We start from the raw sequence: 26,756 nt of genomic DNA on the forward strand, positions 1-26,756 counted from the left end.
CACTTTTTTTCAGCCCGCATTTTTCGAGGGTATCCAGCACCTGGTCGTGGGTTTGAGGTGGATTTTTAAGGGCATTCACCAGTTTATAAAATGCCTCCAGAACTTTTGGTAGGTTCGACTGCAGCAGATGGCCCACAAATTCGTCCGGATCCTGAATATTTATCGAGAAGGGCTTTACGCTTTTGGCCGGAAAGTCTTTCTTGTTAAACGTGATGATTACACTTGCTTCTGATTTTATCCCAACCGCGAGCACATGGCGATCACCCTTATCAGGCAGTGTCAATCCTTCGATCAAAGACTTATATCCTCTAACATTAGCTTCCTCAAACGCCAGGTCCATGAATTGACGGGTTCTTGCTAACTGCGCGGGTTTTAGATCAGGCCGATCGATCAGCACATTTCTTGTCCACTCATCGTGTATCTCATCGGACCACTTCGGGATATAGAGCTCTGCTTCCGCCAGACGCAACATGAAATCCCTTAACGGAGCGGGATACAAAATATTGGCATCAAGTACGGCAATGATACGTGTGGATCCGCTCATATTAATAACCCATATTAAGCTCTTGAGCCTGTGCTGCTAAAAGGTCCAATTTATCGGCCCTGTTCTTTTTCATCTTTTTATCATAGGCTATCAAATCCTTTAAATGAATTTTACGATGGGTCCCAACTTTGAAAAAAGGAATTTCACCTTTGTCCAACAGATGCACAACGTGGGGGCGCGAGACTCCCAAAAGGTCTGCAGCTTGTTGTGTGCTGATATGCGCTTTACTGTCAGAAAGGATTAAAGCAATGCTATTGCCGTCAGCCATATTATCCAAAATTGCAAAAAATAGAAATATAGCCGACTTGGGAATATCGATCGCGTCCTTATATCCATCAATTTTCAGGGCAATCGTATCGGCAGTATTTTTTGCTAGCTCGACGGTTGCCTCTGTCACCTTGCCCTTCACCGCTCTTGCAAGCTTCCGATCACTCGGCGTGGGCTTTTCTAATATTGCTTCCATATTGGCCTGTTTTTATTCTCAAATTTAGCAATTTATGTCGATTAAACGAAATAAACGAAACAAATGGCGCTACTGCCCGGTTCCCGAGCCAATTCGCACCTTTGCAAATTATTTCTCCTAGGTTCTGGTTATCTGTGAGAAATGGCTTTTATAAGCGCGCATATTTGCATATAAAATCGGCCTAAAAACAAAAATTTCAAAACAAATAAATAGAAGCAGCTTATGATTTTACAAGTTTGCTATGTCCTGAAAGTATCCAGACTATGAAGAGACGCCCAAGGTATAATTCATAACGAACTGATATCAAATAAAATGACATATCCCCAAGGCTGGAGTTGCTAGTGTAGTGAATGAAGAGAAGCGGAATGAACGGAACGCCTGAACGAAATGGAGGCGAAGAGAATGAACTGACCGCAAGCACATGGCCATAAAACAAATCATGCTTTATTTTTTTCTGCACCGCTGAAAGGGTGGCGGGGTGTAGGGGTTCTTCGGGTGGGGTGCGTTGGCAAAAAGCACGGCTACACTTTTGATAAAAAGTGCTATGGTGTTGGCTACTTAACTTAATGACGACTTATGTGACAGCCACTGCGTTGGGATGCTTGCATAAGCGTGGGGTGGCTGTGCGAAGCGAACACATAAGACCGCATTATGTTTAAGTATGCTTCCGCCAATTTTTATACTGGCATAAGCGGAACGGTGGTGGTGGTTGGAGTGAAGCGTCTTTTTGTTGCTATGCTTGTGTTGGCTTGGCTCTTTGGCTGTGTAGCGAAGCGTAACAGGCAATGTGCCAAAAGCGTGGGGAGCATAGCCACAAAAAGTATGACAGTTAAAAATGGCGGCAACACCATAGATGCAGTGGAAGGGCTGGCATTGTGGGTTAGCCACTGCATTAGCCGTGCTTGTGCGTTGGCCGGGTGGGTTCAATAAATTCGTGAGGAACGAACACCTTGCTTTTGTATTTCATCTATTAAAGCGACTGAAATCTGTCATATTCAAGGAATTTTTTAAATGCCCAATCGAATTGGGGTGAAACATCATGACATCTATGAATAAACGTCATAGTTTCCGGAGATGCTCCAGTTAGCAACTCAATTTGTTTGAAAGTTACAATCAATGTCCCCTTTTTAGCCCGGCTCGTTGCAACGTTAAAAAGGTTAGCATCCAAATCAAAGGATGGATTATTCAATGGTAAATACAGAATGGTTACATCCGTTGTAAGACCTTGAATTTTATGGATCGTATTTAAAGTTACCCTGCTGTAATCAGAAGACAAACGGCTATACTGTTCGTATAAGCCTGATTCGACTTTTATATAGGGCGATAAAAGAGCAATCTCAATATTGCTATTGCTGCTGAGTATTTCATGACCAATTTGGCAAATAAAACGGATTACATCCTTTTCGGTGAAACCTTGCATAGAAGCTGGCAACTTAGCAATTGAATTACCACCATTTGAGTGAAACATATCAAAATACCGGGAAGTGAATTTTGTATTTCCTTCGTCTTTTGAAATACTTTTCAAAGTATTTTGATAATAAACAGCAGTAAGATTTGCAGCCTCTGATGTCAACCTACGTGTAAAAGTCAAGCGATTAGAAATGTCATTGTTATTAAAAGCAAATGTTTCAAGGCCATTGATTACGCCATCTATCTCAGGGTGTATTTTATAAGCCTGTTCCTTTTGCTTTACAACTGGGGTAAGCTGTTTATGGTCGCCAATAATCAATAACTTTTTTGCGATAGAACTAAACATTGCAATGGTAGCCAAATAAGCTTGCGAAGCCTCCTCAATAATCAATAAGTCAAATCGCTTTTTACCAGCTACTAATTCGGCTTGCTTTTGAGATAACTTATAATAGGTAGATAGTAAAAGTTCACCTTGTATCGGGGCTAAATCATCGACCGGTTTTAATTTGGGTATAAGCTTAAATTCATCTGATGACAAATTCGTTTTGGACACTTTTCCCTGGTCAAGCGGTGCGTTTAATCCATCTTTATCTGCTATTTCCATCAAAGCCTTATTGGTTAAGGCAGTTACGCAAATTGATAACCTTTTTGAAAGGAACTGTTCGCAGATTTCCGCTGCTAAATGAGATTTACCAGTACCTGGAGGCCCTTGAATCAAAATGGTTTTGTGCCCATCCAATAAATCAATGACTGTTGTAGTTACTGAATTACTATTATCTAATGAATTGGGTGACCATTCGGCTTCATTGACTGTTACATCTAAATTGAGAATAGCATCAAAAGGATTTTTTACAACAAAGTCTTTCAAATTAATCAAATAGTCAATAGGCGGGTCAGACTCGGCTACTACTACAAGAGGATGATGGCCCTTGCTCAAATAATTATCTTTAATCTGGCTGAGTAATTTCTGCTCAAATCCATTCACCAAAACATAGGACCATTTTGGATCATCGGATTTGAGGTAGTTTATCGTCTTTATTTCAGTATTGAAGCCACTGAGTCTTGGATTGTCAGAAATTCTGAATTGTAAGTAAGTGAAATCCCAATCAGAAGAATTGCCAGGAGCCTCAGCCCCTACCATACAAAGAACGTAGGGTTGTTTCATCCTTGGAACTAAGCCTGATTTAAAGCGTAGGACAACATTACCATGAGATTCCTGCAGCCCCCAAATGCGGCCAACAAACAGACGCTTTTCCTGAATCAGCAACTTCATAGAAGTATTGGCGTATCTCTCCCATTCTTCTTCAATGACATTTATCTGCCATTCGTAAAACTCAATATGCTGCTGATTGGGTATCTGCATATTTTAATCTTCAGATTCGTTACCAATATTGACATTCCAGATCGTATCACTGGATTCACTGTGTCTAATTTTCTCAAAAATTGCTTTATACTCCTTTTTGTCTGACATACGAATAATCAACCAAAGATTTTCAGGATCAAACTTGCCTTCAATAATATCATCAATATCTGATACCCCATTCCCTGCCTCGATTCTTAAAACCCTGTAATCAGCTTTAGAATCTCGTATGACCTCTTCTCTGGTAGTACATAATCGGCAATCAGTATTATCATTGCCTGTAAGTATATACAAATAGGTGTTTGAGTTCTCCAATTCCTGCCAACTTGATGCACGGAGGTATAGCAAACCAGACTTAGCTGACCTACATTTAATTTTAAGAGCATTTGCAATTTCTCTATCAACACCTGCCTTATAAACCGGATATAATTGTGAATATTCGTGTGTATTCTTCAATTTCTCCTCAGCTTCGGTTACGTCATAACCGTTGCATGACAAATAAATCAAACCTTTGATTAGGGAAGCAAGATTCAGGTCTTTATGAAAACCACGAGGTATTTCATCACCAAATAGTCGTTTAAGTGCATTCGCTTCTTCATCTGAATAACTTACTTCATATTGCTCCTTGTGTTTTTTATTCTGATACTCATCCTTTACTCTAATTAAATCAGTATAAATATCATTTGGAAGAATCCCTTTCAACGGATAAGGCAGTTCATCTGCTGTATCAGATGTAACGAAATAATTGTTACTCACAACGGAAACCTTACCTTGAAAAATGCACTTTGTGAATATCTTGCTATACGATAGTTTATTAGGTAATAACTCACCGTTATAGATATAAATAGGATATTGAACACTATGCTGCCATTTTGTATAATACGGCTCTGAAAAGAGAGTACTGTTGCTTAAAATTTTTTCACTATCCGTTGCTATAAGTGCTTTCTCATTAGTTGATGTCAATACCTTATGTAGTCTTTCAGGTAATACATCATTTATAACATGACCACCCGATTCAATAATTGAAGCAAATATCTCTGCCGAATAATCCCCCCATCCAGCATTTAAAGTATGGAAAATGCTATTCTCAGACTTAACTACCAATTTATACGATTCAGGATTTAACTGAACCATCACCGCCAAAGGAGTATCGACACCCAGTAGTTTCTTTTCTTCGATTTTGGCATATAAATCCTTCAGAAATAATTTATCGAAGCTGGCCTCTTTTTCATTCTGTAATTTCAATAACCACAGCATAGTATTACTCAACAGAATGGAATTATCCAAATTCACCAAGCCCTTTTGGAAAACCTCCCTGTTTTTCTCAGCAAGCCCTTTACGTAGCAAGATAATAGGACTATCTGCTTTATTTAAACCTGCGAGATGGAGAAATGCCACTTTCGGTTCCTTTTCCTGATCGTTCATCCATTTCTGAAGCCATGCAGGAGCAAACTCTTTATCTATGGCATAGTCATTATCCAAGATTGTATTTTGAAGTGTCAGGTCTTTAAACTCAAACCTTCCTTTAAAGTATGGATACTTTAGTGCAAAAAGTAGAGAAATAAAATCGTTACAATGAGCTTCGTATTTAGACTTATCGGTTTCAAAATAATACTCACTGAAATCAGGCTTACCCTTTCTGAAATCCAATGTTGGCTTGTCTTCCTGGTACAATAACAAGAACATTACTTGTTGAGGCGATAAGCAATCAAGCTGTATTGAATGAAGCTCATTGAAAATATCCTCTGTTCTCTTCTGAGATGTTTTAAAAACCTTTCTTAATGTCCCGGTATTTTTTATATCTACAAAGTTTCCAATAACCTTAGTTAATGCAGCGGTTTCATCCTTGTAAGAAGGTAGAATTTCCGATAACTTCAAGACGTAACGTCTCTCAGCTATTGTATCTGTTGCAGGAAACCGAAATATTACTTCATCTGAAATATTCTTTTTTGATAGGCCGTGTCCATCGATGGTAATTTTAGAGATTAACGAATCAAAATACTTGTCATCCTCCTTTCCCAAATCAATTATCAACTCAAACAATAAATGTTCAGCACTCTCCTTGCTGTAAACGATTTCAGAAGATAAATCTATACTCGCTAACTTCTCAACAAAAAGCCTGCCTGTTTCCTCATTCTTAACTTTACGAACATGCGTTACAAACGGTAAGGTTGCAAATCCAATTTCAAGTAAGTGGTTAATGAGCTGTTCGCCTTCTATTAAACCTATCTTTGACCTGGTATTAGCGTAAAGTTCAGATGGCAATAAGTTGAGGGTGCTTTTTCCAATAGGGCTACCATCAATTAAATTAATTAATTCTTTGTCATTTGTGTAGTATGTCTTACAGTTGGCAACATGATTCAACGTCAATAGATCATCGCCTTTCTGAAATTGCATTACCTCCAAAAGAGAATTATCTCCGTTTGTGGAAGCCCAATCAAGAAAATCATTTGACTGTTCAATAGAATGTTTCGATGATTTTGTAATGAGTTTTGCAATTGACCCTTTCTTACATCCTAAAGAAAACTTCTCAATAAGGGGTAAAGAGAGTGAATGAGCCGTGTATTCGTTTGTTAAGCCTTCAATTACAGGGCAAATGGCCTGATATTTATCCGCTGCCAACTTCAATAAGCTATCCGGACAATATACAGCTGATGGCAATTGGAATAACTGTAAAGCAGGTACGTACAACCAAGGTATTCCTGTGTATGAAAGTTCTTTATCTGCCGGAAGTTCGCTATGAAGTTTGAGAACATAGGCATAAAATAATTCAATATCATTTGAACTCAAACCATTGGTTATTTCTTCAAACAATACTGAATTACAAAAAAGCAGTTCAAGAATATTAGATTCATTAATCAGGTAATTTCTAAATTCCTGAGATAATGCATTTTCTTCTTCCTCATTTATTACAAATTTCAATAGCCATTTCGGAAACCCTTCGCACTTATTGGTAATCAGACTTGCAAGAGGCTTTAAACCAACTTTTTCAGCCTGGGTATTGAAAAGAGGTAAAGTATTAGCAAACTTGCCTTCTCCGATGCCTTTTAAAGATTCAATGAATGTGAGAAGTGCCGCTTTCTCTGTGGGATTGAGTAACGAAAGATTGGTGTTAGATGCCAATTTCTCATACAGCTTTATATCCTTGTTTAGATATGATTCCGTTCTCAGTAAATTTCCCATCAGATGAGCATAATCATCTATGTAAAACGGAGTAAGATCAAACCCTATCTTCTCAAGTATAGATTCTATTGATTTCGTTTTAGAGGATCGTATAAGGACATTGCTTTTACTCAAAGCATCGTTTAAACTGAAAACACCATCACTCAGCTTGACTATAGGAAGGCTACATAGCCACAAATATTCTTCGGTAAAATTTAAACTAAACTCATCGAGCCATTTTATAAAACTGTCATATCGTATTTGATTAGTCCGCTCTATAGTTGTCTTCAGAAACAATTGATTTTCGACCATAGATAGTTTCACTTTCAGTTGATGAGCAGTGAACTTGTCAATATTCAAATACTCTTTTCTGAGTTTGCTTTGATCGATTATTAGGTGAGGAATTGACTTCTCAGACGATGAAATGGTTTTGAAAAAATATGCCCCAAGGATAAAGGAGATGCCTGTTTCATCTATTAAAATTTCAGAGCATTTTTTCAATGACCCATTACTATCCAAAATAAAAGGGACTTCCTCTAAGGCGGACTTAATTCCATGATTGAAGGACTTGTTGATTGAGCTTTGCTCCACATTTTCTTCATCCAACAAAGTCTCAGGAAGCAGATTTAAATATGTTTTTGCGTAAGGGAAAAATCTCTTCTCTGCATTGTCATTAACTATCTGCCCTAACTGTGCAATCCATTTAATGCAGTTAATTCCTATGTGGAAAAATAGATAATGATTCCATTTGTTCTCAATTTGGATAAACTCCCGGTCAGTTTTACTCACAAAATCAGCATTTACCAAAAAAGGAAATTCAAAACGCTGATCTGAAGTCGGCAAGTAATTAAAAAGTATTGTTTCATCCTTACTTAATTGTTCAATTGAAGAACCTATCACTTTGGCAGCAAATGATACAACGGTAGATTGTAATCTTCCAAGTTTTTCGGGAATGTTTTCAAGCCTCAAGCCATTGTTATCATAAAATTCAATCTTACCGCCATCAAGCTCTCTTCGTTTGAAATTCAACCCAGCCTTTTGAAATTCATCATTATCTATGGCTATAATAAAGTCCTCCCTAATGTAAGAAGCTGATAGCTCCTCATTTTGATAAACATCTAAACCATACCTACTATTTTTTACTGCAATACTTATGCTTTCTGTTGGTTCAATTGATTTGAAAGTGAAGCTTCTTGTGTTCCGTAAAAAGAGAAGAAATCTTGGCTCTTTCATTAAACCAGAAATCATCCCATGATAGTTCTTTTGCTTAAAAATTGTATTACCTATTTCAAGAGCAATAGCTACCTGTTGGTTCATAAAAAAAGGTGAACCCACCAGCTCATCTGGAAATTCATTACGATTGACCCAAATGGGCTTTATTTGCCATGGGATGCGGTCTATATCTGTAAACAAAGATTCTCGACCTCGATATTCTCTTTCAAATTCTCTCTTAGCCTGTGGCGTTTTAGAATTATAGTAATCAGCATAAAGTGACCAAAAGTCTTTATAAACTGGTGCTAACTTGTCAAACTTGAAGGAATAATCACCTGATTTGATATAAACTCTGAAAGAGTCTGTAAACACTGACTTAAATCCAATTCCCTTGTACCCAGTTTGAGTAATGCTTCCACCTTTAGTACTTTTAGCAGCATCTGATATTGCTTTTACATCTTCTCTATCAAAATACTTACCGTTGTGTAAAAAAAGCAAATGATTGGCCAACAAATACAACTCAATGTTAACCGGATTATTGCCAAGTGGCATATCATCGGCATTCTGTATTAATTCAAAAATGAACCGTTTAGTGTGTGTGTATAATTCAAGTTCGTTTAATTTCAATTGAGATGCAATTGTCGAAGCATCTTCTGGATTTTCACCTTTTCTAAAGAACCAATTACGTATAAATTCTTGTGGTGACTTGTATTCATCAATAACATAAACATTCTCTATTTTTAAAAGAAATGGGTTCTGAGTTCTTTTGTTGTCCTCTTCCGGAATTAACTCAATTAAATAATGCTGACCGTCAACTAAACCTTTTGCAATTTTCTGACGAAAGGTTACCTGCCGATTGTATTCCAATCCATTATATTTTGGATAAAGAATTGTCCTGTCCTTTTGAGCAATACGTAGATTCCTAAAAAAGCCAAAAGGCAAATTCTGAAAACTGCCATCTTCATTCTTAGGTCTATGAAATTCAGCTATGAATTTCAATTCCTCAATCTGCCAGTAACTAAGCAGCTTAGATTTTACTTGTTCTTTTGTCAGCATTTCTTCAATCAATTTCGTTTATAACGCATCACAAAAACCAAAGATTATCCTTGCCGTATTGCGGTATTTCATCGCCATCGAAATGGGGGGCTATTTGGGCCACCATTTCGGGGTATTTGATGGTTACCGGAAGGTTTTGCTGCCGTACTGATTTCCAGTACATGCGGCTGAACTGATATACCTGGTCTATGAGTTCTTTTACCACTTTGGTTTCTGTTAATTGTGTTTTGTCGGTGCAATCAATTTTTAACTTAATCGGGAAGGGGTAGCCGTCATTCTTATTGAAGCCAGCGGCTGAGTAACGGGTATTGTTGCAAAGCAAATACCTATTCTCTCCTATATGCACATACGTGCCACTCATGGGCATTAATTCCGGCCAGTTCCTGTCAAACAAAACAATGTCTTCAGATTCTGTTTTGTTGATGGTGACTACAAACACCGGTATATCCAACCCTAAATCGGCTAATGCCCTTTCAATGGGTTCAAGCTCCTTCTCATTCATGGTTTTGTAGAAATGAATGATTAGCCTGTCGGGGCTGTTGTTCACTGTTGCATAATCTCTGATGGCTCTGGAAATAGAACCTGCCAGTACATCCACTTCATGTTTCATAAAGTACTCAAAGCGATTGAAGCCGCCTGTATTGTTGAAACTGAAGGCTGAGCCTATGTATTGAACATCTGTTGCTATGTGCTTGAATGCACCCACTCCTACAATCAACTCATTCCTGATAGGGGTATTCAAACGCCAGGGAATGCCGTCTAACTTGGCCAATATTGCGACAGCAATGTTTGGCAGGCTGTACACATAATTTTCGCCTTGCTCCATTACCTTATTTGCCTCTATGCACTGGGAAGTAATTCTCCGCTTCAGCAACAGTTCTTTCACTTTGTAGTAAATCTCTCTCTTCTGCAGGTCGGCTTCGTACTTGTTGTATGGAGTAATGTAAATGGCAATGTATTTTACATCTGGGTCGATGGTACGCTGCGATAGCTTCTGCTCAATTTCGGCAATGGGATTTTCTTTGTCAGTGAACGCTATGCTGAATCCTTCACTGGTGTGAAACAGCACTTTGGAGAAGTCGAATAAGCCTTTGAAGAATTTCAGCCCTGTCTGGAAATAGGTTTTCAATCTTTTGGCTGTTTCTATATCATCCCGATGGACAATAAAAAACAAATGCACCTTATTGTAAGGGGCTTTTTTAAATGGGCCATAGGTTTTCACTCCATTGAACGGCACAATATCCTGACCGGTGCCAAATGCCAACTTGTTGCTATCGGGTGAAGTGTAGTTTAACCTTGTAGTGTTTACGGGCAAAAAGCCTGTGGTGTGCAGTGGTATCAACTCCCGGAATGCATCGGTATCTAAATTGTCTTTGTAAAATTTCTCGATGTTCCTGAGGTATTCGGTGTACCTGTTATGACGGGGCGGAGCTTCCGCAGGAAAGCCCATCGCTGTTTTTAATCTTCTGCCTAAAACAGGGTATGCTTTTTTGTAATCAATATCTTCTTTCTTGTCGAGGGTATCATACTTCCAAAGCTGGTTCTCGTACAGCACCCAATTAAAGTTTTCGGGGGCAATGTCTTGTATCAGCACGGCAATGCTTTTTTTGCTCACTCTTGATTTGCCATCATAAGACAAATGAATCTCCGGAAAGCCTGATACGGTGCAAAGCTGGACCTTGAGGGTATATTTATCATACACGCTGTATTGTGCGTTTGATTCCTTTGGTGCAGGCAACCAAATTTGATTTTCTTTGATGAAACCGACCTTTACAATCTTCTCCCTGACTTTACGGAAGTAATAGCCAATCTGCTTGTTGTAAAACCGCTTGATGAGGTCGGGATTGTCCGTTTTAAAATCTATATCCAACGGTGTGAAGCCCTCGGCTTCACCTGTGAAGGCACATGAGATAAACTCCTTGGCCGGAGTTGTAGCGACCTGCGGGAAAATGTTGGCTATTTGCTTAGGGAATAATGACCTGTGAATACGTGGAAACTTATCCTGTTCTTCTTCATGAAAATAAAACGTAACCGGCTGATTTGGCCAGTCAAAAGTGAGTATATTGAAGAATAGGTTTTGTTCTTGCATATTCGACCGTTTTCATTATTGTTTTATAGATTGTTTAATCAAGCTCATGATATACTCCAGGTCTTTATCTGTATCCACCTGAATTTGATAATCTCCATTGCCCCAATGCCCCTTCTCTGAAACATCTTCTGCCAACTTCTTGGGGTCATCTAATTTTCCCTTCTTTAGGTTAATCCATATTTTCAGGGAGTTTTTCAGAATACAGATATCTGCAAACACTTTGCTGTCTTTTCTGAAACCAATTTCCATCTTCTTGGGCTTGATCTCAATTTCATCAGCCAACTGCAATATTCCCTGCCTGAATTTCTCATACAATTCGGCAATGGCTTCGCTGGTTTTTGACAGATGTTCTTCTTCTGTGTACACTTTAATTTCTTCGGTTACCTTTTTCAGGGCTTCCTTATTCTGGGTTAATGGCTTGATACTTTCAGCCGCATTTGATTTCTTGATGGGATTGATCATGATGGTATCATTCTCAAATTGCTTCACCTCCCATAATTCAATGGCAATGTCTTTGAAGTTTGTTGCCTGCACCTGGTTGTCGGTAAAATTGGTAGATACAAAAGCTACCCTTGTTTGACTCCAATCCACATCCTCCCGTTTCAGGTTGCGTTTCAGACTTTCGTTATACTCTACAATAAAATCAGCTTTGTTTTCCAGCATCAGACTCAGGTAGGTAAAACCCTGGTCCACCACACTGATATTCTTGTCCCGCTTGTACTCAATAATAATGAAGGCGGAAGCCTGCGTATCATAAGCCAACGTATCTATACGCTTGTTTTTGATGGTAAACTCACTCTTCACCAATTCCAAGCCCATAATATCATACAGATTGGCTTCAAACACTTTCTGTATGTCTTTTTCCAATTTGAAGGGCTTTTCTTTTACCTCCTTTAGTTTGCCGGTGTGATTTATGTATAGAGCCATAGCTATGTCATGTTTGGTTATTACAAAAATGATTACTGAAGAACCTCATCAATTATCTGCCTGATTTTTTTGTTATTTAATTGGGTTTGAAACTCCACTTTATACCCATCAATAGTTAATTGGGTAAAGAACACCTTTGCACAATCTATTTTCGCCTGTTCAATACCTCTGAGAGAGGTTTGATTCTCTACATCTTTTGTTTCAACAATTACGTTCAGAATCTTTTCGCCATTATCCTTTTTGATTACATACATAAAATCCGGGCTGTATGACTGACCTGTGATAGTAGGTATAGCAATGCTGCTTTTTGGAATTTTACCGTACACAATAATTTCCTGAATACCATCTACCAGCAAATTGTCTTTTTCTAAAGGAGAATCGAAAGCATATACATCATACAGATATTTTTCAGATGGAGTGCCTTCAATGAATTTTGTTCCTATTACCCCTTGTGTAATTTCGGATTTGGGCGTACCATCTGAAAAAGTGAGTGCAGTTGCCTTCACGGGAAGGTTTGCTTTTGAATAACTGAACCTGCCACTCAATTTCTCTACCTTCCAATCATGAAACAGTTTTACAAAGTTGGCAGCACTTTGCTCATTGATTCTATCGGGCAAAATGTTGTTTTCATTTGCATACTCCGTTAAAACAGTATGAAGCAGTTGAATAGACAGATTTGTTTGGCGGCAGATACGCTTTAAGAACTCATTATACGGCAGTGGCTTGCTTATCTTAAACTGTACCCCTGAGTCTTCATTCACTGTAACCCGTGAGCCGGTTGTATTCAATTCTTCCCGCCTGCTGGTTATATAAGTATCTGAGAATACACCGTTTTTGAGTAACCCCAATAACTCATTAAAGAGGAAATTATTCTGTTCAACTCTCTCGTAGTGCAAAATATACTTGCTGTTTATTTCTTCCCACAAGGTTTTTAATTCATCGTAAACCGCTTTTCTGATTTTAATTTTCCGTTCCTTCTTTTTGTTGCGGTCTTCAACTTTGCCTTGCTGTAAGCCTACGGTAAACTCAGGGTATGCTTCAAAGAATGAATCAATATTCTCGGCTTTAATGTTCTTATTGCGGTCAATAAATTCCTTGCTGAGTAACTCAACAAACAAATCATCAACATCCATATTCCGTTTGGCAGCTACCTCAGCTAACTTTTCATCAGTGATTGTAAAGCCCTGTGGTAAATCACCATTAATTTCTTTTACTAATTCCTCTGCAAAGTCTGCTTCCGTGAAATCAATGACATAATTCAACTTAAATTCTTCATTAGAAATACGGTTGCCATACTCATCTACCGGCAAACGCAAACCTCTTCCTACTTCCTGTATTTTGCTGTTTTCGCTGCCGCTGCTTCTTAGTTTGGCAATGGTGAATACATTTGGATTATCCCATCCTTCTTTTAATGTCCACTTGGAAAAAAGGAACCTGCGTGTATTAAACTTACCTTGTTCATCTTTAATAGCAAGCAGTTTCTTCTTCTCATACAATATTTCCTGAACCTCCTGGGCTATAGCCTCATCAGAACTGCTGTTGTCCTGCGAAAAATATCCTGCATGCGTAGCATTCAAATCTGCTTTTGATGCTTGTAAGTAGTCTTTGTATTCCTGTTCCTGCTCATTCAGCGTAGGTAGTACGGCATTAATTTTCTCTAACAGCAAACGCTCAAAGGTTTCCTTCAGATAAGGCTGCTTATCCTGACCTTCATTTACCCTGTACGAATAAATATCATCTATAAAAAACAGGGCTAAAGTTTTTATTTTATTGTTCCTGGTAAAGTTGATTCGTTCTGTTTCAAAATGGCGTTCCAGTGCCAGCCGAATCATGCTTTCCTGATAGGAGGTTGAATAAATATCTGTACTAAATTCTTCACCGGTAGACTTTACCTGTCCGTTAGACAACTCAACTGTACTGGTAGAAATACCTTCAATAATAATCCCTTCTAATTCAGTAGCTATCAAGCCCAGAGAATCGCCCTTTTTTAACTCAAATGATTTGGTTGGGCCGCCTTGTTGGATCAAATTAAACTTAACTGCTGTTTTGCTTTGAATACTCATGATCTTAACCTTATCCTGCCTTTGGCTTACCGGCTCGAAGTGCTCTTTGGCAATGCCCTTAATCAGGTTTTGGTTAAATGCCTGAAATGAGTTCAAATCATACAACAGGTTGTGATAATCTTTCCTTTTTATCTTATTTCTTCCCCTTCCGGTTTCTATTTCAGGGAAGGTTGCTCCGAAACGAATGATGGCCTGCGGACAAATATTTTTCTCAATAAATTCGTGTGCCTTTTGAGTTTTACTGAAACGATGTGGTTCGTCAATAATCACAAATGGCTTGGTAGCTTTAATCCCTTCAATGGGTTTATAAAAACCTTCTACACCGTAATCGTAACTATCTGTAAGCAATTTGGAAGTGCCGCCCAACAAACTCATATTGGTGAGCAATACGTAGATTTTATTGGTATTCTGGCTACTGCCAGCAACAAACTCTCTCACCACTCCGGGGAAGTAATTTTTGCCCTTTTTCTTTTTGGTAGCTTCAAGCACCAATACATCTAATTCTGTACCGTAGCCACATTGGTCTTTGAAATGCCGCTTGGTATAGCCATCCTGCATAAACTGTTTAGCCCCTGCTTTAATGGCCAGTGTTGGTACTACTACAATAAATTTATTGATGCCATAGCGTTTGTGCAGCTCAAACATGGCAGCCGTGTACACATAGGTTTTACCTGTGCCGGTTTCCATTTTAATATCCAGATTGAGGTAGCTGCCAATTTCATTGAATGCTTTGTACTCAGCCGGTATGTTATTGTCTTTTTGAACTATGGCCAAATTGGTCATCAATGCCTGCCTGTCTAACAACAGTGTAGGGTTTTGATAATACAGACTGTTCTTTTGTATTAAATCGTTACTGAGCACATTGGCTATGGCCGTGTATGCTTTTACCTGGTGGGGCAAATCATTTTTTAATATCAGTTCCATAGCTGTTAATACCTTACGGTGAAGTTGATTTTTAAATTCTTCTCTCCATCGTTGAGGATGCGAAGGTTTTTCTCTATCATTTCATTGATGCTCCAATCCGGGAAGCTATAGCCAAACAATACCATGTTTTCCGGATTGAAATGCCCTTCCGCATCGTATTTACTTAATAGGGCTTTCATGCTTTCCAGTGTAAAGCCCGGGTCAATTAAATACAAATGCTTTTGACAATAGTAAGCCGTGTACCCAGCCAAATCAATGGCTTCTGCCTGTACCGTAAGGCCATAACCATCGGCATTGAGCCAGGTAGCCAAAATGGTGGGCTTACCAAATTCTTCCATGATGGTGGTATCTGCCAGCAAACTTGCCTTATCAAAACTATCCAACTTGTCTAAAGTGTTTTGGTTAGGCTCTTGCAGGATGTAATGTTTGAAGCCCAAATCCATTTCCTTATCCGGGTGTTCTTCCTTTATTTTTGCGGCTGCCCGTTTAATGCGTTCAATGCCGATGTAATCTAAGCTTGTGGGCAGGTTGTTTTCTTTGAGAAATTCATAGGCAATTTTCTGTGAATCCACATCAGGACTTAATACTTCGGGCAATTGAACAGATATGTATTTTCTATTTCCGCCATCATCTGCATTTAGTTTCATAACCGCATGGGCAGTTGTTCCAGAACCTGAGAAAAAATCTAACACAGTATCACTATCAGAAGCTACCAGAGTAACAATTTTTTCCAACAAACTAACAGGCTTAGAATAATCAAAAACCTTTACATCGAAAAGCTTTGATAAGTCTTTTCTTGAATTATCGTTAGAGTATTTATTATCCAAAAACTCTAATGTTGAAGTTGCTTTATTTCTTTCAAAGTTTTCAACAAAATACCCTTTTGCATTTTTTCTTATGGTAGCGTTTAAGTATGTTTTTGTATAAATCCGTTTTCCATTTTTTCCCTCTTTTACAACTACAAAACCATTTTGATTGCCGAAGTCGAATAAATCTCTTGACCAACGCCAACATGAATCACTTTTGGGATTTCTTTTCTGTCTTTCAAGCATTTGCTCTTTCGTTACATTTCCTGGGCGAAAAATCTCACCATTTAACTCTATTTCATAATCAAGAGAGGCGGAATATTGAATCGAATCGTAATCAAGCGTCTGACTTAATTTGTAAGGACCTCTTTCTTCGACAAATTCATCTTCAAGAACATACCCTTGACCCTCTAATGAATTTTTGTTTAATTCTACATCATCGGTTCTTCTATAACAGAGCAGGTAGTCATTATTATCTGCAATTAGCTCGGTAGTTTTTCCTGCCTTTTTGGTAATTCTTGCAAACTCTGCCACAAAATTTTCTTCCCCAAAAACATCATCACAAAGCAGTTTCAGGTTTGCCTGCTCATTGTCGTCAATAGAAATAAAAATTACGCCATCATCTTTCAATAAATCTTTTGCCAACAGCAAGCGGCTGTACATAAACATGAGCCATGCACTGTGAGAGGCAGAACCCCGCTTGGTAAGGTCTAGTATTCGTTCTGCTTCTTCTTCACTCACACTCAGCTTTTCCTGTAGGGTATCTTTGGTGTAGTTAAAGTTATCGGCATATACAAAGCCATCGCTGCCTGTATTGTAAGGCGGGTCAATATAAATGCATTTAATGGCCCCGTTGTATGATTTAAGCAAATGCTTCAATCCATCCAGGTTATCGCCACTGATGTATATGTTTTCGCTATTAGCGTTTTCGGGCAAGCTGTTATGGGCTTCGTTGGGCTGTATAACAGTGGTCGTTTCGGTACTGGCCAGCAACTTGGCATAACTCTTACCCAAAAACTTCAGTTCATAGCCTTCCTGTACCACATTGGTTGTACCGGCTATTTCGGCTTTTAAACGCTCCACATCAAAACTGCCATCCGATTTAAAGCAGGCAGGAAAATGTTCTTTTAATACTGCCAGTTGCTTGCTGTTTGGTGTGGTGTTTTCGTTTTGTTGTATGCTGTCCTTTATCATTTGCTTTGGTATTTTCTATTTGTTGTTAACTTTTTTCAATGCTTAGGGTTTTGAACCATCCATTTTCTCCAGCAACTCCGTTCGCACTAATTCAAAAGCGGTTGCCTGGTCGTATTTTTCTGCTGGCCGTATGAGGGCTGCTATATCTCCAATAAATTCATCGTCCTGCATTTTGGCTTCCATGTTTTGCAGATAAATCTTTTGCGTAGGTGGTTCATCTACCACAAAAGCCATATAGGCATGATAGCATTGTAACAGGGCTTCTTTATCCATACCGGGCACTTGCACCAGTGCCTTGTACATATCGTATAAATCACGGCCTTTTCTGCGTTGGTATAAGGCCCTGAGTTTTGTACCCAGCAGTTCTTCCAATTGGTAGGTAGTGATGTTGCAGGCACCGGTAAACCAAGAGGAATTTACCTGAAAGGGAAATTGTTGGTAGCCCAGTACGGTGAAATGTTCCCGGCAATTGGTTTCTACTTTGAGGCGGAGGTTTTGCACCGGAGGGAACTCAGATTCAAAACGGTAATGCAGGGTAAAATTGTTTTCTTTCTGCTTGCGGGCAGGGTCACCTAAAAAGGCCAGCCTCTCTCGTAAACGGTCCACCACAGGGCCGAATGGCTCTGCTGTGATTTGCACTAAATCAATATCCTCGGAGTAGCGGGGTTGTGGGTTTAAATACAACTTGTGTAAGGCCGTGCCACCCCTGAAAGCAAGGCTTTTTGCCAGAAACTCATCGGAGAATATTTCTACCAAGGCACGGCAAATCACCAGGTCTTGCTCCACCTGCTCGTTGGTTTGCCAGGGCACCTGATTGGCCCATTCTGTTATGTATGCCTGTGGTATCATTCGTCAAGTTCTATTGTAGTGTTTACGATTACTTTCCATCTTTCGTCTGATGCAAAACCTTTGGCCGGAGCTGAGGCTTTCAAGGGTATCCGAAACAAAGGGGCATTGTTATATTGCAAGGCCATGTATAAGGCGTTGGCCAGCGGCTGATTGTCAAATATTTTATCCAGTAGATAGCCCAACCGCTGCAAGGCAGTTACCGGAACATGCTGCAGCAGATTTGTATCAAATGCATTGGGTTGAATACTCTCTGCCAATTCAGCCAAAACAGTGGCCACCCTATTGATGCCCCCTATCCGTTTGGAGTATTGTATCAGATCGGTTGCGGTTAGGGCAGGATTTGAAATTTTCAAGTACCCGGCCTCGGTTTTCCGGGTGTCTAACAGTGTTGCCGGTATTTCCTTTTTGCTGATGTAGTTCAGTTTCAGCCCTTTTTTCTGCATAGGCCGCAGTACAGGAAAGCCGGTAACCACAAAAAACTCCTGTGGCTGCTGGTGCGATGCTCCATGATAGGCGGCTGCGTTTAACAATGCCAGGTAATAAGGCCGGTCTAATTCCTTCATAAACGCATCTAAAAACAAGGTGGGGGGAAGGATTCCCTTTGACCTGTATTGGGGTGGTATGATGAGGTAATACCCTTTGTGGATGGAAATGATCTGCTCTTTATCAACCAGCCTTTTCAAGGCGAACTTATTAGCCGTATCTGACTGCCCGGGAAAATCGGCACGGAACTGATGCAGAGCAAAAGCATATTTACCCTTAGCCAGCAGGTGGTTTACCCAATCTTCTGCACTCTTATATTGCCTTGAATCTTCCAAGAGAGTAATTTTTTGCGAAAGGTAGTGGAATTCGCTACCTTTTGCAAATGTTTTCTCTTTTTTTCCTTTGTTTCATTCTGGCGGGATTTTGGGTTTTCAGGAAATTAAGGAAACGGAGGAAGCTAAGGGCTACGAGCCCTTAAATTGGGCAGCATGTAGGCAGTTTCAACAGGTCTGCCCGAATCTGCGAAAGGGCAAACATTAGCTTACCCTTTCTTGATTTCCCTTAAATCCTGAGTTTCCTTAGCATTGGGATTCAGGTAATGGTCTTGCTTTTCCCTATGAATCAGCCCCCGCTTGCAGAAGTCTGTAATGTAGCCTTCGGCTGTTTTATCGGGTATGGACATAGAGGCGGCAATTCTCAGGTACTCCTGCCTGTTGAAGCTGGCAGGAAGGGCATCCAGATACCGTTCCTTTTGGTTTTTACGCTTGGGCATTGGTGCATCTTGGGGTAGTTCAGAAAATACCTTACTGGCATGTTTCACCAATACCCGGACCATTTCCAACGTAGTTTGAAAGTCTCTTTCCTCACAAATGATGCGTTCCGGCAAATCACCATGTTCCATAATCCGCAAAGCGGATAGGATCATGGCAATACGGAAAGCAATCAAACCCAAACGCCTGATTGTTGCCATGTAGTCAAGCCCCTGCAAGCTGAGGTAGGTGTTTTGAATTTGCTCAAAGAAGGTGTTGAACTGCTCCTGCTGCTCTGTCGTAAGGCAGAACTGTATTTCAGGGTTTGCCATCAGGGTTTGGTACAAACCAAAGAAGTCATTGCCTAACTGGTCAAAGTAATCATCTAAGCCATTATCAGACGAATTGGCGAATACATTTTTCCATACCGGCTGAATGTTCATGAAATAGAAAATGAAACGGCTGAATAAGCCGTTTTCAGCATTTGGGATAAGTGCAGAAACCTGCTTTGGTGTTCCGGTGAACATGCCTGAAAGGCATGGACTTTCAATATCAACATACTCTCGGTCTGTTCTACGGTAGTAGGATATTGTTTCGTGGTGAAATGCCTTGCGGAAACCATCGCTGTAATTGCCGTAATCGGTTTTAAATGCTTGTGCCAGGGTGTCGCCTTCTGTTTCAAACATTAAGCCTCTGCCTTCGTTGTCGAACAGCAATTGAAATACTCCTGTTGTGCTGTTGTTGGCCGGGATGAACAACATTTTTTCAGGCGGCTTGTTGGGCTTCTCTGCACTTGCATCTTTGCCTTTCTTTTCGTTGTACTCCATCATTTCCAATTCATGCTGCTGCTTCATCAATTTGGCTTGCTCCCTCAAATGCTTGTGAATAGGCTTTACCAACTGCTTGCAGTGTACCAACCTGCCTTTTCCTGCTGATGCCTGAGCCGTGATGAAAATGTACAGGTTTGAGAAAACCTTTTTGCCATCGTAAATACCATATAGCTTCTGAAAACAAGCACTGAGTGAAACGATAGTGCCTAACAAAAGAATGTCTCGTTCTTCGTTAAATGAAGCAATCTTGACAACCTTTTGCAGAAACTCAGGAAGCTGAGGATAGATAGATTCAGGGAAAGTTGGTAACTGTACTTTTTCCTGCTCGGTGTATTGCGGTGTAACCGCAATGTTTACACCTGCTTGCTTTGCATGAAAGAAAAATGTTTTCAAGGTAACACCGTGACCATTTGCCTTTAGGCAATTAGTGTATTGGGTATCACATTCGGTTGCTGAGTAATCAGCATAAAACTTACTGATGCGGTGAAAATAATCTCTGCCTGATTCTCCAAAAGCATCTGCAAAAGCAAATCCAATATCCCGCCAATCGCTGTAAGCGGTTGCAATGTCAATTTGCTTCGCTTCGATTTGCTGAATGATTTTTTCAACTTCTGCTGCATCGGTATTGGCTTCTACTTTCTGCGGTTCAGTATTTATTTGTTGTTGGTTTGGTTGCTCCAACCAATCCAACGGATTGAATATCTTTTTCTCCATTGATTATAAATATTTGGGATTGATAAATGCACCTGCGTCCTCTGCTAAGAAGCAGGCTCTTGAAACGTCCTTACCTGATTGGTCAACTTCCAATTGGTAAGTGTGCTTGATATAGTTGGCAATGGCTTTGAAATAATCATGGTGCTTTGCCTTTGTCAAGTCAATTGGTTACACTGAGCAAATTGATTGCCTTGAAGCAAGTGGTACACTTGCAACAAATTGATTTCTTTGAATGGAACCGTATTTGTTACTGGTGCTTTGAAATAACCGAAAGCAGGGATTGGTACTCTTACAGGCTGAGGTTGCGGAGCAACTGGAGCAATGATATTTTCACTGTAAAAGCCCTGTTGCTTTCCGATACGCAAGTAGAGTTCTTCATTCAGCTTTTGGCACAATTCATCACCTTGTAATTGGTAATGCAATGCAGCGAAGTCAAAGGCATCGCCTTTGCTGATACTGTTCTCTAAATCGTAATGCTCTGCACAATTGTTTACTATCTGAATTTTCAATGTTGGCTTGTTGTCATTAAAAGGGTTCTTAGTGGGTTGGCAGTCCCTTCCCGAAAGGGAAAGGACTGTTTCACCCGGATAGTAATGCCGCAACACATGGGAATAGATTCTAAGCCCGTAGTGTGTTTTATCCAAAATGGCTGTTTTACTTATTTCCATCACCTGTTGATTTAGATTGTGAGTAATTGGATTGCAACAGGTTTTCTATGTCCTCAACCTTGTAGTAAAACTTGCCATTGATGCGGCTGTATGGAAGCGTTCCGTTATCCCGAAGGGATTGAAGGGTACGCTTGCTAATGTGCATGGTGTGCATTACGTCTTGGCCGTCAATCCATGTTTCTTTAAAGTTCTCCAACTTGGATTTCTTTAATGCCAACACATAAGCCCTGATTACCTCAAAGTCCTGGGAGAGTTGCAGGAGCAGATTCATAACTTCTGTCATAGCTGAATCCTCCCTTTTTTGATGAGATAATCTGCTGCCTTGCTTTCTATTTCATCCTGCGTAGTGGTGCGGTTGCGAAGCAACCATTCATCCAGTTCCGCCCTTCTGAAATAGATTTTCTTCCCGTTGGGCTTGTAATGCGGTATAGCCCCGGTACTGGTTAGCTTGTACAGGTGTGACTGCGACAACTCCAAGTAGTCGCAACACTCGTTAAAATTCAGTACGTCCTTGCGTACCAAGTTCTGGCTCTCAATGAGCTTTTCAATCCTTTCAAGACGTTTTAATATTTCGTCCATTGTCTTACTTATTAATTGTTAGAAATGGACTTCTGGCCAAAAGTCATCACCGATTCCCGATGACGATACAAAGCTCAGAATAAGGCTTTGGTAGTCTTGAAAATGGAAATTTGGGCAAGGCTAAAAGCCTTGCCAGTAAAGGGTTTCAGAAAAAGAGTGGAAATTTGAAATGGTAAATTGACAGCAAATTACCGCAATTCAGGAAGTCGGTAATTTGTCAATCCAATATTTGCTGCTTACAAAATCAGCCAATTCATCAGGCTTATTCGCCCAGGTGCGGAATTGTTTATCTGTATTGGAGTTGTAGCGGTGGTCTAAAAACTTGCGAATATCAACAGGCTTTATCTCCCTGTTCTTTGGGAACTGCCGCTTGTTGAAGTAGCCCTTCTTAATCAGGGTTTGGAATATGGCTGCCAGTTCTTGTATCTGGCCGTGCTGGTTTTTGAAGTTGTAGTTTTCATCAATCAATTCATGTGAGAAAAGTTCCTCCTCAAATCGGGAGAACCTGCCTGAATCTTTGATGATAGCTTCATAAGAAATGATACCTTTTTTCTCTGTACGAAAATCAAATGCTTTTACTGTAAACTGTACCGTTTGAGGCTTGGCCGTAACCTGCGAAGCAGGTAAAGGCAAGTTGAGTTTTACGGCTTCTATAATGAAAGATTTTGAAGGAGCTTGCTCCGAAAAATAATGCTGATGCAATTCCTCTTCTGATATGGCTTCTTCCTTTAAGTAGCTGGAGAATGTTTCCTGAATCTCCAAGTAAATTCTTATGAGTTGATATTTGAGGTATTGGAGAATGTATGCTTCATCTTGAATTTTGCTTTCAGGTGTGGAGGTTTTTGAAGCTGCTGAAAGCTGCTGAAAAAAGTATTGGTTATCATCAATTACCTTGCTTACTTCTTTCAGCTTTTGTGATAGGACTTTTGTAAGTGTGGTATGTACCCAATACTGTTTTTCTTTTTCATTCAATGCACCGACAATGATTTGCTGAAAGTTGTTGAGGTAGCTTGTTGCTTCATTCTCTATTATTGAAAAGTAGTACTTCCGCTTTGCAGTTAATGGTTTTGGAAAATCAACTTCATAAAGTGGCTGAAATGTAAAATGCTCTTTGCTGATGCCTTGCATCAGTTCTTTGTATTTGGTTTCTGCAACTTCTCTTTTAGTCCAGGGGCGAAGCTCCAAGAACAAAATTTTGTGATACAGATTTAGTTCATTGTTCATAAATCGAGTACAATTTTATTAGCAGCTACCTTCTTCTTGTCGTCAATAATCTTTGCATATATCTGCGTTGTTTTTAAATCCTTGTGGCCTAATAATTTTGATACGGTGTAAATGTCCGTTCCTAAAGTTAATTGTAATGTGGCGTAGGTGTGCCTTGCACAATGGAAGGTGATTGTTTTTGTTACACCGCCTCGCATTACCCACTGTTGCAATTTGAGGTTATGCCATGCACTGTATTTTAAGCCTATGAAAACACGGTCCTCCGGGTTTCCTCTTTCACCCAACAAGCCGAAGGCTTGCTCTGATATGGGCAATGTTTCTGCTCCTTTGGTTTTCTTCTGCCGGAAGCGTATGTAATAACCAACTTCTTTGCTATGCTGTACTTCTGACCAAACTAATTTCTGAACGTCTGACCAGCGGAGGCCAGTCATTGCACTGAAAAGGAAAGCGGTTTTTAATAATGGTATTTCACACTCAGCTTTTGCAACTGCTTGCAGTTCTTCATAGGTGAGAAATTCTCTTTCAGGTTCACCGGGCTTGATGCCGTCCACAAGGTCGGCAGGGTTCTGCTTGATGATGCCTTCTTTGTATGCTTGCTTTAAAGCCGCCCTGATTTTGTTGAAGTAGCTGCTTTGTGAATTTTGGGATAGTGGCTGCTTGCTTGGGGTCTTTGCCTCCTTCATCAAGTATTCCCTGAAACCATCCAACCAGTTCTTATCTACCTGCCCAAATGAAACGTCAAACTTCACATACTTTTTGAGGTGCTTCAATGCACTGTCCCAATTATCATAATTGCCCTGGCTGCTTTTCCTTTTCTCCGCTAAGTACTCCACATAACGCAAGAAGCTGCCTTTTAACTTGCTCTGATCCTGAAAGCCATAAATACCGTTCTGTATTTCTATCTGCCGCTTTGAACGGATGCTTTCAGCCAGTGCAAGGGTTTCCTTGTTGGATTCTTTCTGCTCCTTTGTGAGCTTGCCTTTCTCCGGCTCTGGAAACAAGTACAGTTCCAAATATTCATACTCCCTTTTTCCCTTGTGGTAGTAATCAAGATAAAGGCTGACCTTATCGCCTTTGGTGCGTTGTCTGAGTGTTACTTTCATACGGCTTGTGTATTAAAGAGATTATCAATTGCCTTTCGTGTGATGATTGTGCGACTGCCAACCTTTCCAACTTGGAGTTTGTTGCCGGATATAAGGCGGTGTATTGTTCTGCGGCTTGCACCAATAAGTTTTGCAGCTTCATCAATGCTGAGAAACTCTTTTTGCTGTAATGCAATGTCAAATGATTGCTGCGGCTGTTGCTCGGGCTTCGCCTGAGCTTCTTTGAAGTTGTTCAACTTTTCTTCCCGCTTCAGTTGCTTATAGTGGCGACTGTTGCAGGTGTGGCCGCAATACCTTGTGGTTAGCGTTTTGGCCGTGTACTCCTTGCCGCAGTAGAGGCATTTTTTGGTGATTTCTATGTTGCTTGCCATGTGCCTGTATTTGTCCATTAGTGCCTTTGAGTGTCAGAGTGTGTCTATGTGTGACATTTACTCTCCAACTTGTTGCCCAACAACAAGGGCAACTTTTCAGGGCAACAATCTGGCAACAAATATAAGCAAAAAAGAGTAGCTTGGCAACAAATAAAGGAAGGAAAAAAGGGCTAAAACCCAAGAAAAACAAGCACTTAGAAGATATCGGAAAACAAATTACTTTCCAATACAAAACTTACTAAATATATAATCCAGCCTATCCTCATTCGTCACTTCTCCCGTAATCTCACCCAAATGATGCAAACATAAACGTATATCCAGGGCCAGTAAATCGCCAGGCAACCCGTTATCCATTCCTTGCCTTACATCATTTAATGATTTATATACTTCTTTCAGTGCGGCATAGTGACGCGCATTGGTGATTATGGTATTCTCGGTGTTCAGATCTCCCGACATAACCTTTTTCACCAGGGTGTTTTTGAGGTCAGAGATATGCTCGTGATTCTTTGCGGAAATAAAGAGAATATGTGGAAATTCCCGGAATTTAGCTCTCAGCGCAGCTTCACCGGTGATGTCTATTTTATTTCCCACCAGGAGATAATTGACTTGCTGGGATTTGAAAGTATCTACCTGCTGCTGCAGTTCTTCAACAGATGTTTCATTGGCATCGAAGAGATATACTACTACCCCGGCTTCCCGGATCTTCTCCATTGTTTTCTGTACACCGATGCTTTCTATCGTATCGGCGCTTTCACGGATGCCGGCGGTATCTATGAGTCTGAAAAGTATGCCATCGATATTGAGCACCTCCTCGATGGTATCGCGGGTGGTACCGGCAATATCGCTTACAATGGCCCTGTTTTCATTTAAAAGGGTATTGAGCAGGGTAGACTTCCCCGCGTTGGGTTTGCCCACAATCGCGGTATTAACACCGTTTTTGATAACGTTACCCATCTGGAAGGAGTCGATCAGTTGTTGTACAGTTTTAGCAGCGTCATAAACGAGGGTGTAGAGACGTGTTCTGTCTGCAAATTCCACATCCTCCTGGCTGAAGTCCAGCTCCAGTTCAATCAGGGCTGAAAAGGTGATCAGTTGTTCCCGGAGGGTATGCAATTCTTTGGAGAAACCGCCCCGCATTTGCTGCATAGCTGTTTGATGAGAAGCGGCAGAGTTGCTGGCAATAAGGTCGGCTACAGATTCGGCCTGGGTCAGGTCCAGCTTGCCGTTCAGGAAAGCGCGCTGGGTAAATTCACCGGCTTTGGCCAGCCTGGCGCCGGCACTGATGCAGGCATCCATAATGCGTTGCTGGATATAGGGAGAGCCGTGGCAGGATATTTCTATCACATCTTCGCCGGTGTAAGATTTAGGGCCTTTATAGAGGCTGACCACTACTTCATCTATAATGCTTCCATTGTCTACAATATTTCCGAAGTGGAGGGTATGGCTGGGCTGCTTGGTAAGGTCTTTAGAGGGGAAGAGGCTATTGACGATAGGATAGGTTTGCGGGCCGCTTAACCTGATAACGGCAATGGCGCCTAATCCGGGTGCCGTGGCAACCGCTACTATGGTATCGTCGAAACCTACTAATTTCCCAAGCATGATAAAAGTTTAAAGGGGGCAAATTTACGACAATCTGTTCAAGGAATCGAGTAGGAAGTGAGGGATTATTTCCCTCACTGTCCTCTCACACCACCGTACGTACCGGTCTGGTATACGGCGGTTTGTTAGAATAATTTAATCTGACTTTCTGTTTTCAGATAATAGCGTTCGTAAAATCCGACATAGCCTTCTTTCCTAAAGTATGCGTTGGTGAGGGTTCTGCATAGTATCGGACTACGAGCCGCACGGCTGTAACCTATACTCGTTTTGCTCCACATCCTTGCGTAATACTTTGATAAGCCAAGTTTTATAAGATTACGGTACCGGTTACGGATGGTTTTCCATTGCTTCCAGATACATATGCGCAGACGATTGTA

At 40.4% G+C, this 26,756-nt stretch carries 20 protein-coding genes and 1 pseudogene; 1 reads left to right on the plus strand and 20 read right to left on the minus strand.

The annotated features are described in order from the left end of the window. Positions 1–544 (minus strand): PIN domain-containing protein (locus tag BLV62_RS26695; protein ID WP_089765989.1); only part of this gene is annotated, 544 nt, incomplete at its 3' end. A gap of 1 nt (position 545) precedes the next feature. Then, the gene (locus tag BLV62_RS26700; protein ID WP_089765991.1) at positions 546–1,007 is read right to left on the minus strand and encodes a helix-turn-helix domain-containing protein; all 462 of its coding nucleotides are present in this window, start codon (positions 1,005–1,007) and stop codon (positions 546–548) included. Positions 1,008–1,658: 651 nt separating this feature from the next. Between BLV62_RS26700 and BLV62_RS26705 the strand changes: the two genes are divergently transcribed. Continuing rightward, positions 1,659–1,937: a hypothetical protein gene (locus BLV62_RS26705; protein WP_139170411.1), complete on the plus strand. Its 279-nt coding sequence runs from the start codon at positions 1,659–1,661 to the stop codon at positions 1,935–1,937. Positions 1,938–1,977: 40 nt separating this feature from the next. Here the strand turns inward: BLV62_RS26705 and BLV62_RS26710 are convergent, their stop codons facing one another. The 18 genes and pseudogenes from BLV62_RS26710 to BLV62_RS28685 all read right to left on the minus strand — a co-directional run. Next, complete coding sequence (locus BLV62_RS26710) at positions 1,978–3,780, minus strand: AAA domain-containing protein (protein ID WP_089765995.1); 1,803 nt, start codon at positions 3,778–3,780, stop codon at positions 1,978–1,980. Between the two features lie 3 nt (positions 3,781–3,783). Next, complete coding sequence (locus BLV62_RS26715) at positions 3,784–9,207, minus strand: sacsin N-terminal ATP-binding-like domain-containing protein (RefSeq protein ID WP_089765997.1); 5,424 nt, start codon at positions 9,205–9,207, stop codon at positions 3,784–3,786. A 28-nt stretch (positions 9,208–9,235) separates the two neighbouring features. After that, a complete protein-coding gene (locus BLV62_RS26720; protein WP_089765999.1) occupies positions 9,236–11,296 on the minus strand; it encodes a Piwi domain-containing protein in 2,061 nt (686 codons plus the stop codon). 15 nt (positions 11,297–11,311) lie between these two features. After that, on the minus strand, positions 11,312–12,223 hold the full coding sequence (locus BLV62_RS26725; protein ID WP_089766001.1) for a DUF5655 domain-containing protein: 912 nt from the start codon (positions 12,221–12,223) through the stop codon (positions 11,312–11,314). A gap of 32 nt (positions 12,224–12,255) precedes the next feature. Beyond that, complete coding sequence (locus BLV62_RS26730) at positions 12,256–15,210, minus strand: type III restriction-modification system endonuclease (RefSeq protein WP_089766002.1); 2,955 nt, start codon at positions 15,208–15,210, stop codon at positions 12,256–12,258. 5 nt (positions 15,211–15,215) lie between these two features. Further along, positions 15,216–17,210 carry a site-specific DNA-methyltransferase gene (locus tag BLV62_RS26735; RefSeq protein WP_089766004.1) on the minus strand — a complete coding sequence of 665 codons (1,995 nt, stop codon included), beginning with the start codon at positions 17,208–17,210 and terminating at the stop codon, positions 15,216–15,218. A 42-nt stretch (positions 17,211–17,252) separates the two neighbouring features. After that, positions 17,253–18,059, minus strand: a complete 807-nt coding sequence (locus BLV62_RS26740; RefSeq protein WP_089766005.1) for a nucleotidyl transferase AbiEii/AbiGii toxin family protein — start codon at positions 18,057–18,059, stop codon at positions 17,253–17,255. After that, on the minus strand, positions 18,056–18,877 hold the full coding sequence (locus BLV62_RS26745) for a type IV toxin-antitoxin system AbiEi family antitoxin domain-containing protein (RefSeq protein ID WP_089766007.1): 822 nt from the start codon (positions 18,875–18,877) through the stop codon (positions 18,056–18,058). Before BLV62_RS26745 ends, BLV62_RS26740 begins: the two co-directional genes overlap by 4 nt. Before the next feature lie 206 nt (positions 18,878–19,083). Continuing rightward, entirely contained in the window at positions 19,084–20,835 is a 1,752-nt protein-coding gene (locus BLV62_RS26750) for a DUF3987 domain-containing protein (protein WP_089766009.1), read from the minus strand. 3 nt (positions 20,836–20,838) lie between these two features. Further along, a complete protein-coding gene (locus BLV62_RS29065) occupies positions 20,839–20,994 on the minus strand; it encodes a BT4734/BF3469 family protein (protein WP_211117991.1) in 156 nt (51 codons plus the stop codon). Continuing rightward, positions 20,991–21,503 carry a hypothetical protein gene (locus BLV62_RS26755; protein ID WP_211117989.1) on the minus strand — a complete coding sequence of 171 codons (513 nt, stop codon included), beginning with the start codon at positions 21,501–21,503 and terminating at the stop codon, positions 20,991–20,993. The genes BLV62_RS29065 and BLV62_RS26755 overlap by 4 nt, the downstream gene beginning before the upstream one ends. Further along, a complete protein-coding gene (locus BLV62_RS26760; protein ID WP_089766010.1) occupies positions 21,490–21,786 on the minus strand; it encodes a helix-turn-helix domain-containing protein in 297 nt (98 codons plus the stop codon). The genes BLV62_RS26755 and BLV62_RS26760 overlap by 14 nt, the downstream gene beginning before the upstream one ends. Further along, positions 21,783–22,082 carry a helix-turn-helix domain-containing protein gene (locus tag BLV62_RS26765; RefSeq protein WP_089766012.1) on the minus strand — a complete coding sequence of 100 codons (300 nt, stop codon included), beginning with the start codon at positions 22,080–22,082 and terminating at the stop codon, positions 21,783–21,785. Before BLV62_RS26765 ends, BLV62_RS26760 begins: the two co-directional genes overlap by 4 nt. Before the next feature lie 198 nt (positions 22,083–22,280). Continuing rightward, positions 22,281–23,306, minus strand: a complete 1,026-nt coding sequence (locus tag BLV62_RS26770) for a DUF6617 family protein (RefSeq protein ID WP_089766014.1) — start codon at positions 23,304–23,306, stop codon at positions 22,281–22,283. Further along, on the minus strand, positions 23,303–24,409 hold the full coding sequence (locus BLV62_RS26775; protein ID WP_089766016.1) for a site-specific integrase: 1,107 nt from the start codon (positions 24,407–24,409) through the stop codon (positions 23,303–23,305). The genes BLV62_RS26770 and BLV62_RS26775 overlap by 4 nt, the downstream gene beginning before the upstream one ends. After that, positions 24,406–24,780, minus strand: coding sequence for a helix-turn-helix domain-containing protein (locus BLV62_RS26780; RefSeq protein ID WP_168928005.1), 375 nt, complete (start codon positions 24,778–24,780; stop codon positions 24,406–24,408). Before BLV62_RS26780 ends, BLV62_RS26775 begins: the two co-directional genes overlap by 4 nt. 216 nt (positions 24,781–24,996) lie before the next feature. Next, positions 24,997–26,379: a tRNA uridine-5-carboxymethylaminomethyl(34) synthesis GTPase MnmE gene (gene mnmE / locus BLV62_RS26785; RefSeq protein WP_089766019.1), complete on the minus strand. Its 1,383-nt coding sequence runs from the start codon at positions 26,377–26,379 to the stop codon at positions 24,997–24,999. A gap of 125 nt (positions 26,380–26,504) precedes the next feature. Beyond that, positions 26,505–26,756 (minus strand): annotated as a pseudogene (locus BLV62_RS28685) (hypothetical protein); the annotation flags it as partial.

The sequence above is a fragment of the Chitinophaga terrae (ex Kim and Jung 2007) genome, from assembly GCF_900107795.1.
GTDB lineage: Bacteria > Bacteroidota > Bacteroidia > Chitinophagales > Chitinophagaceae > Chitinophaga > Chitinophaga terrae.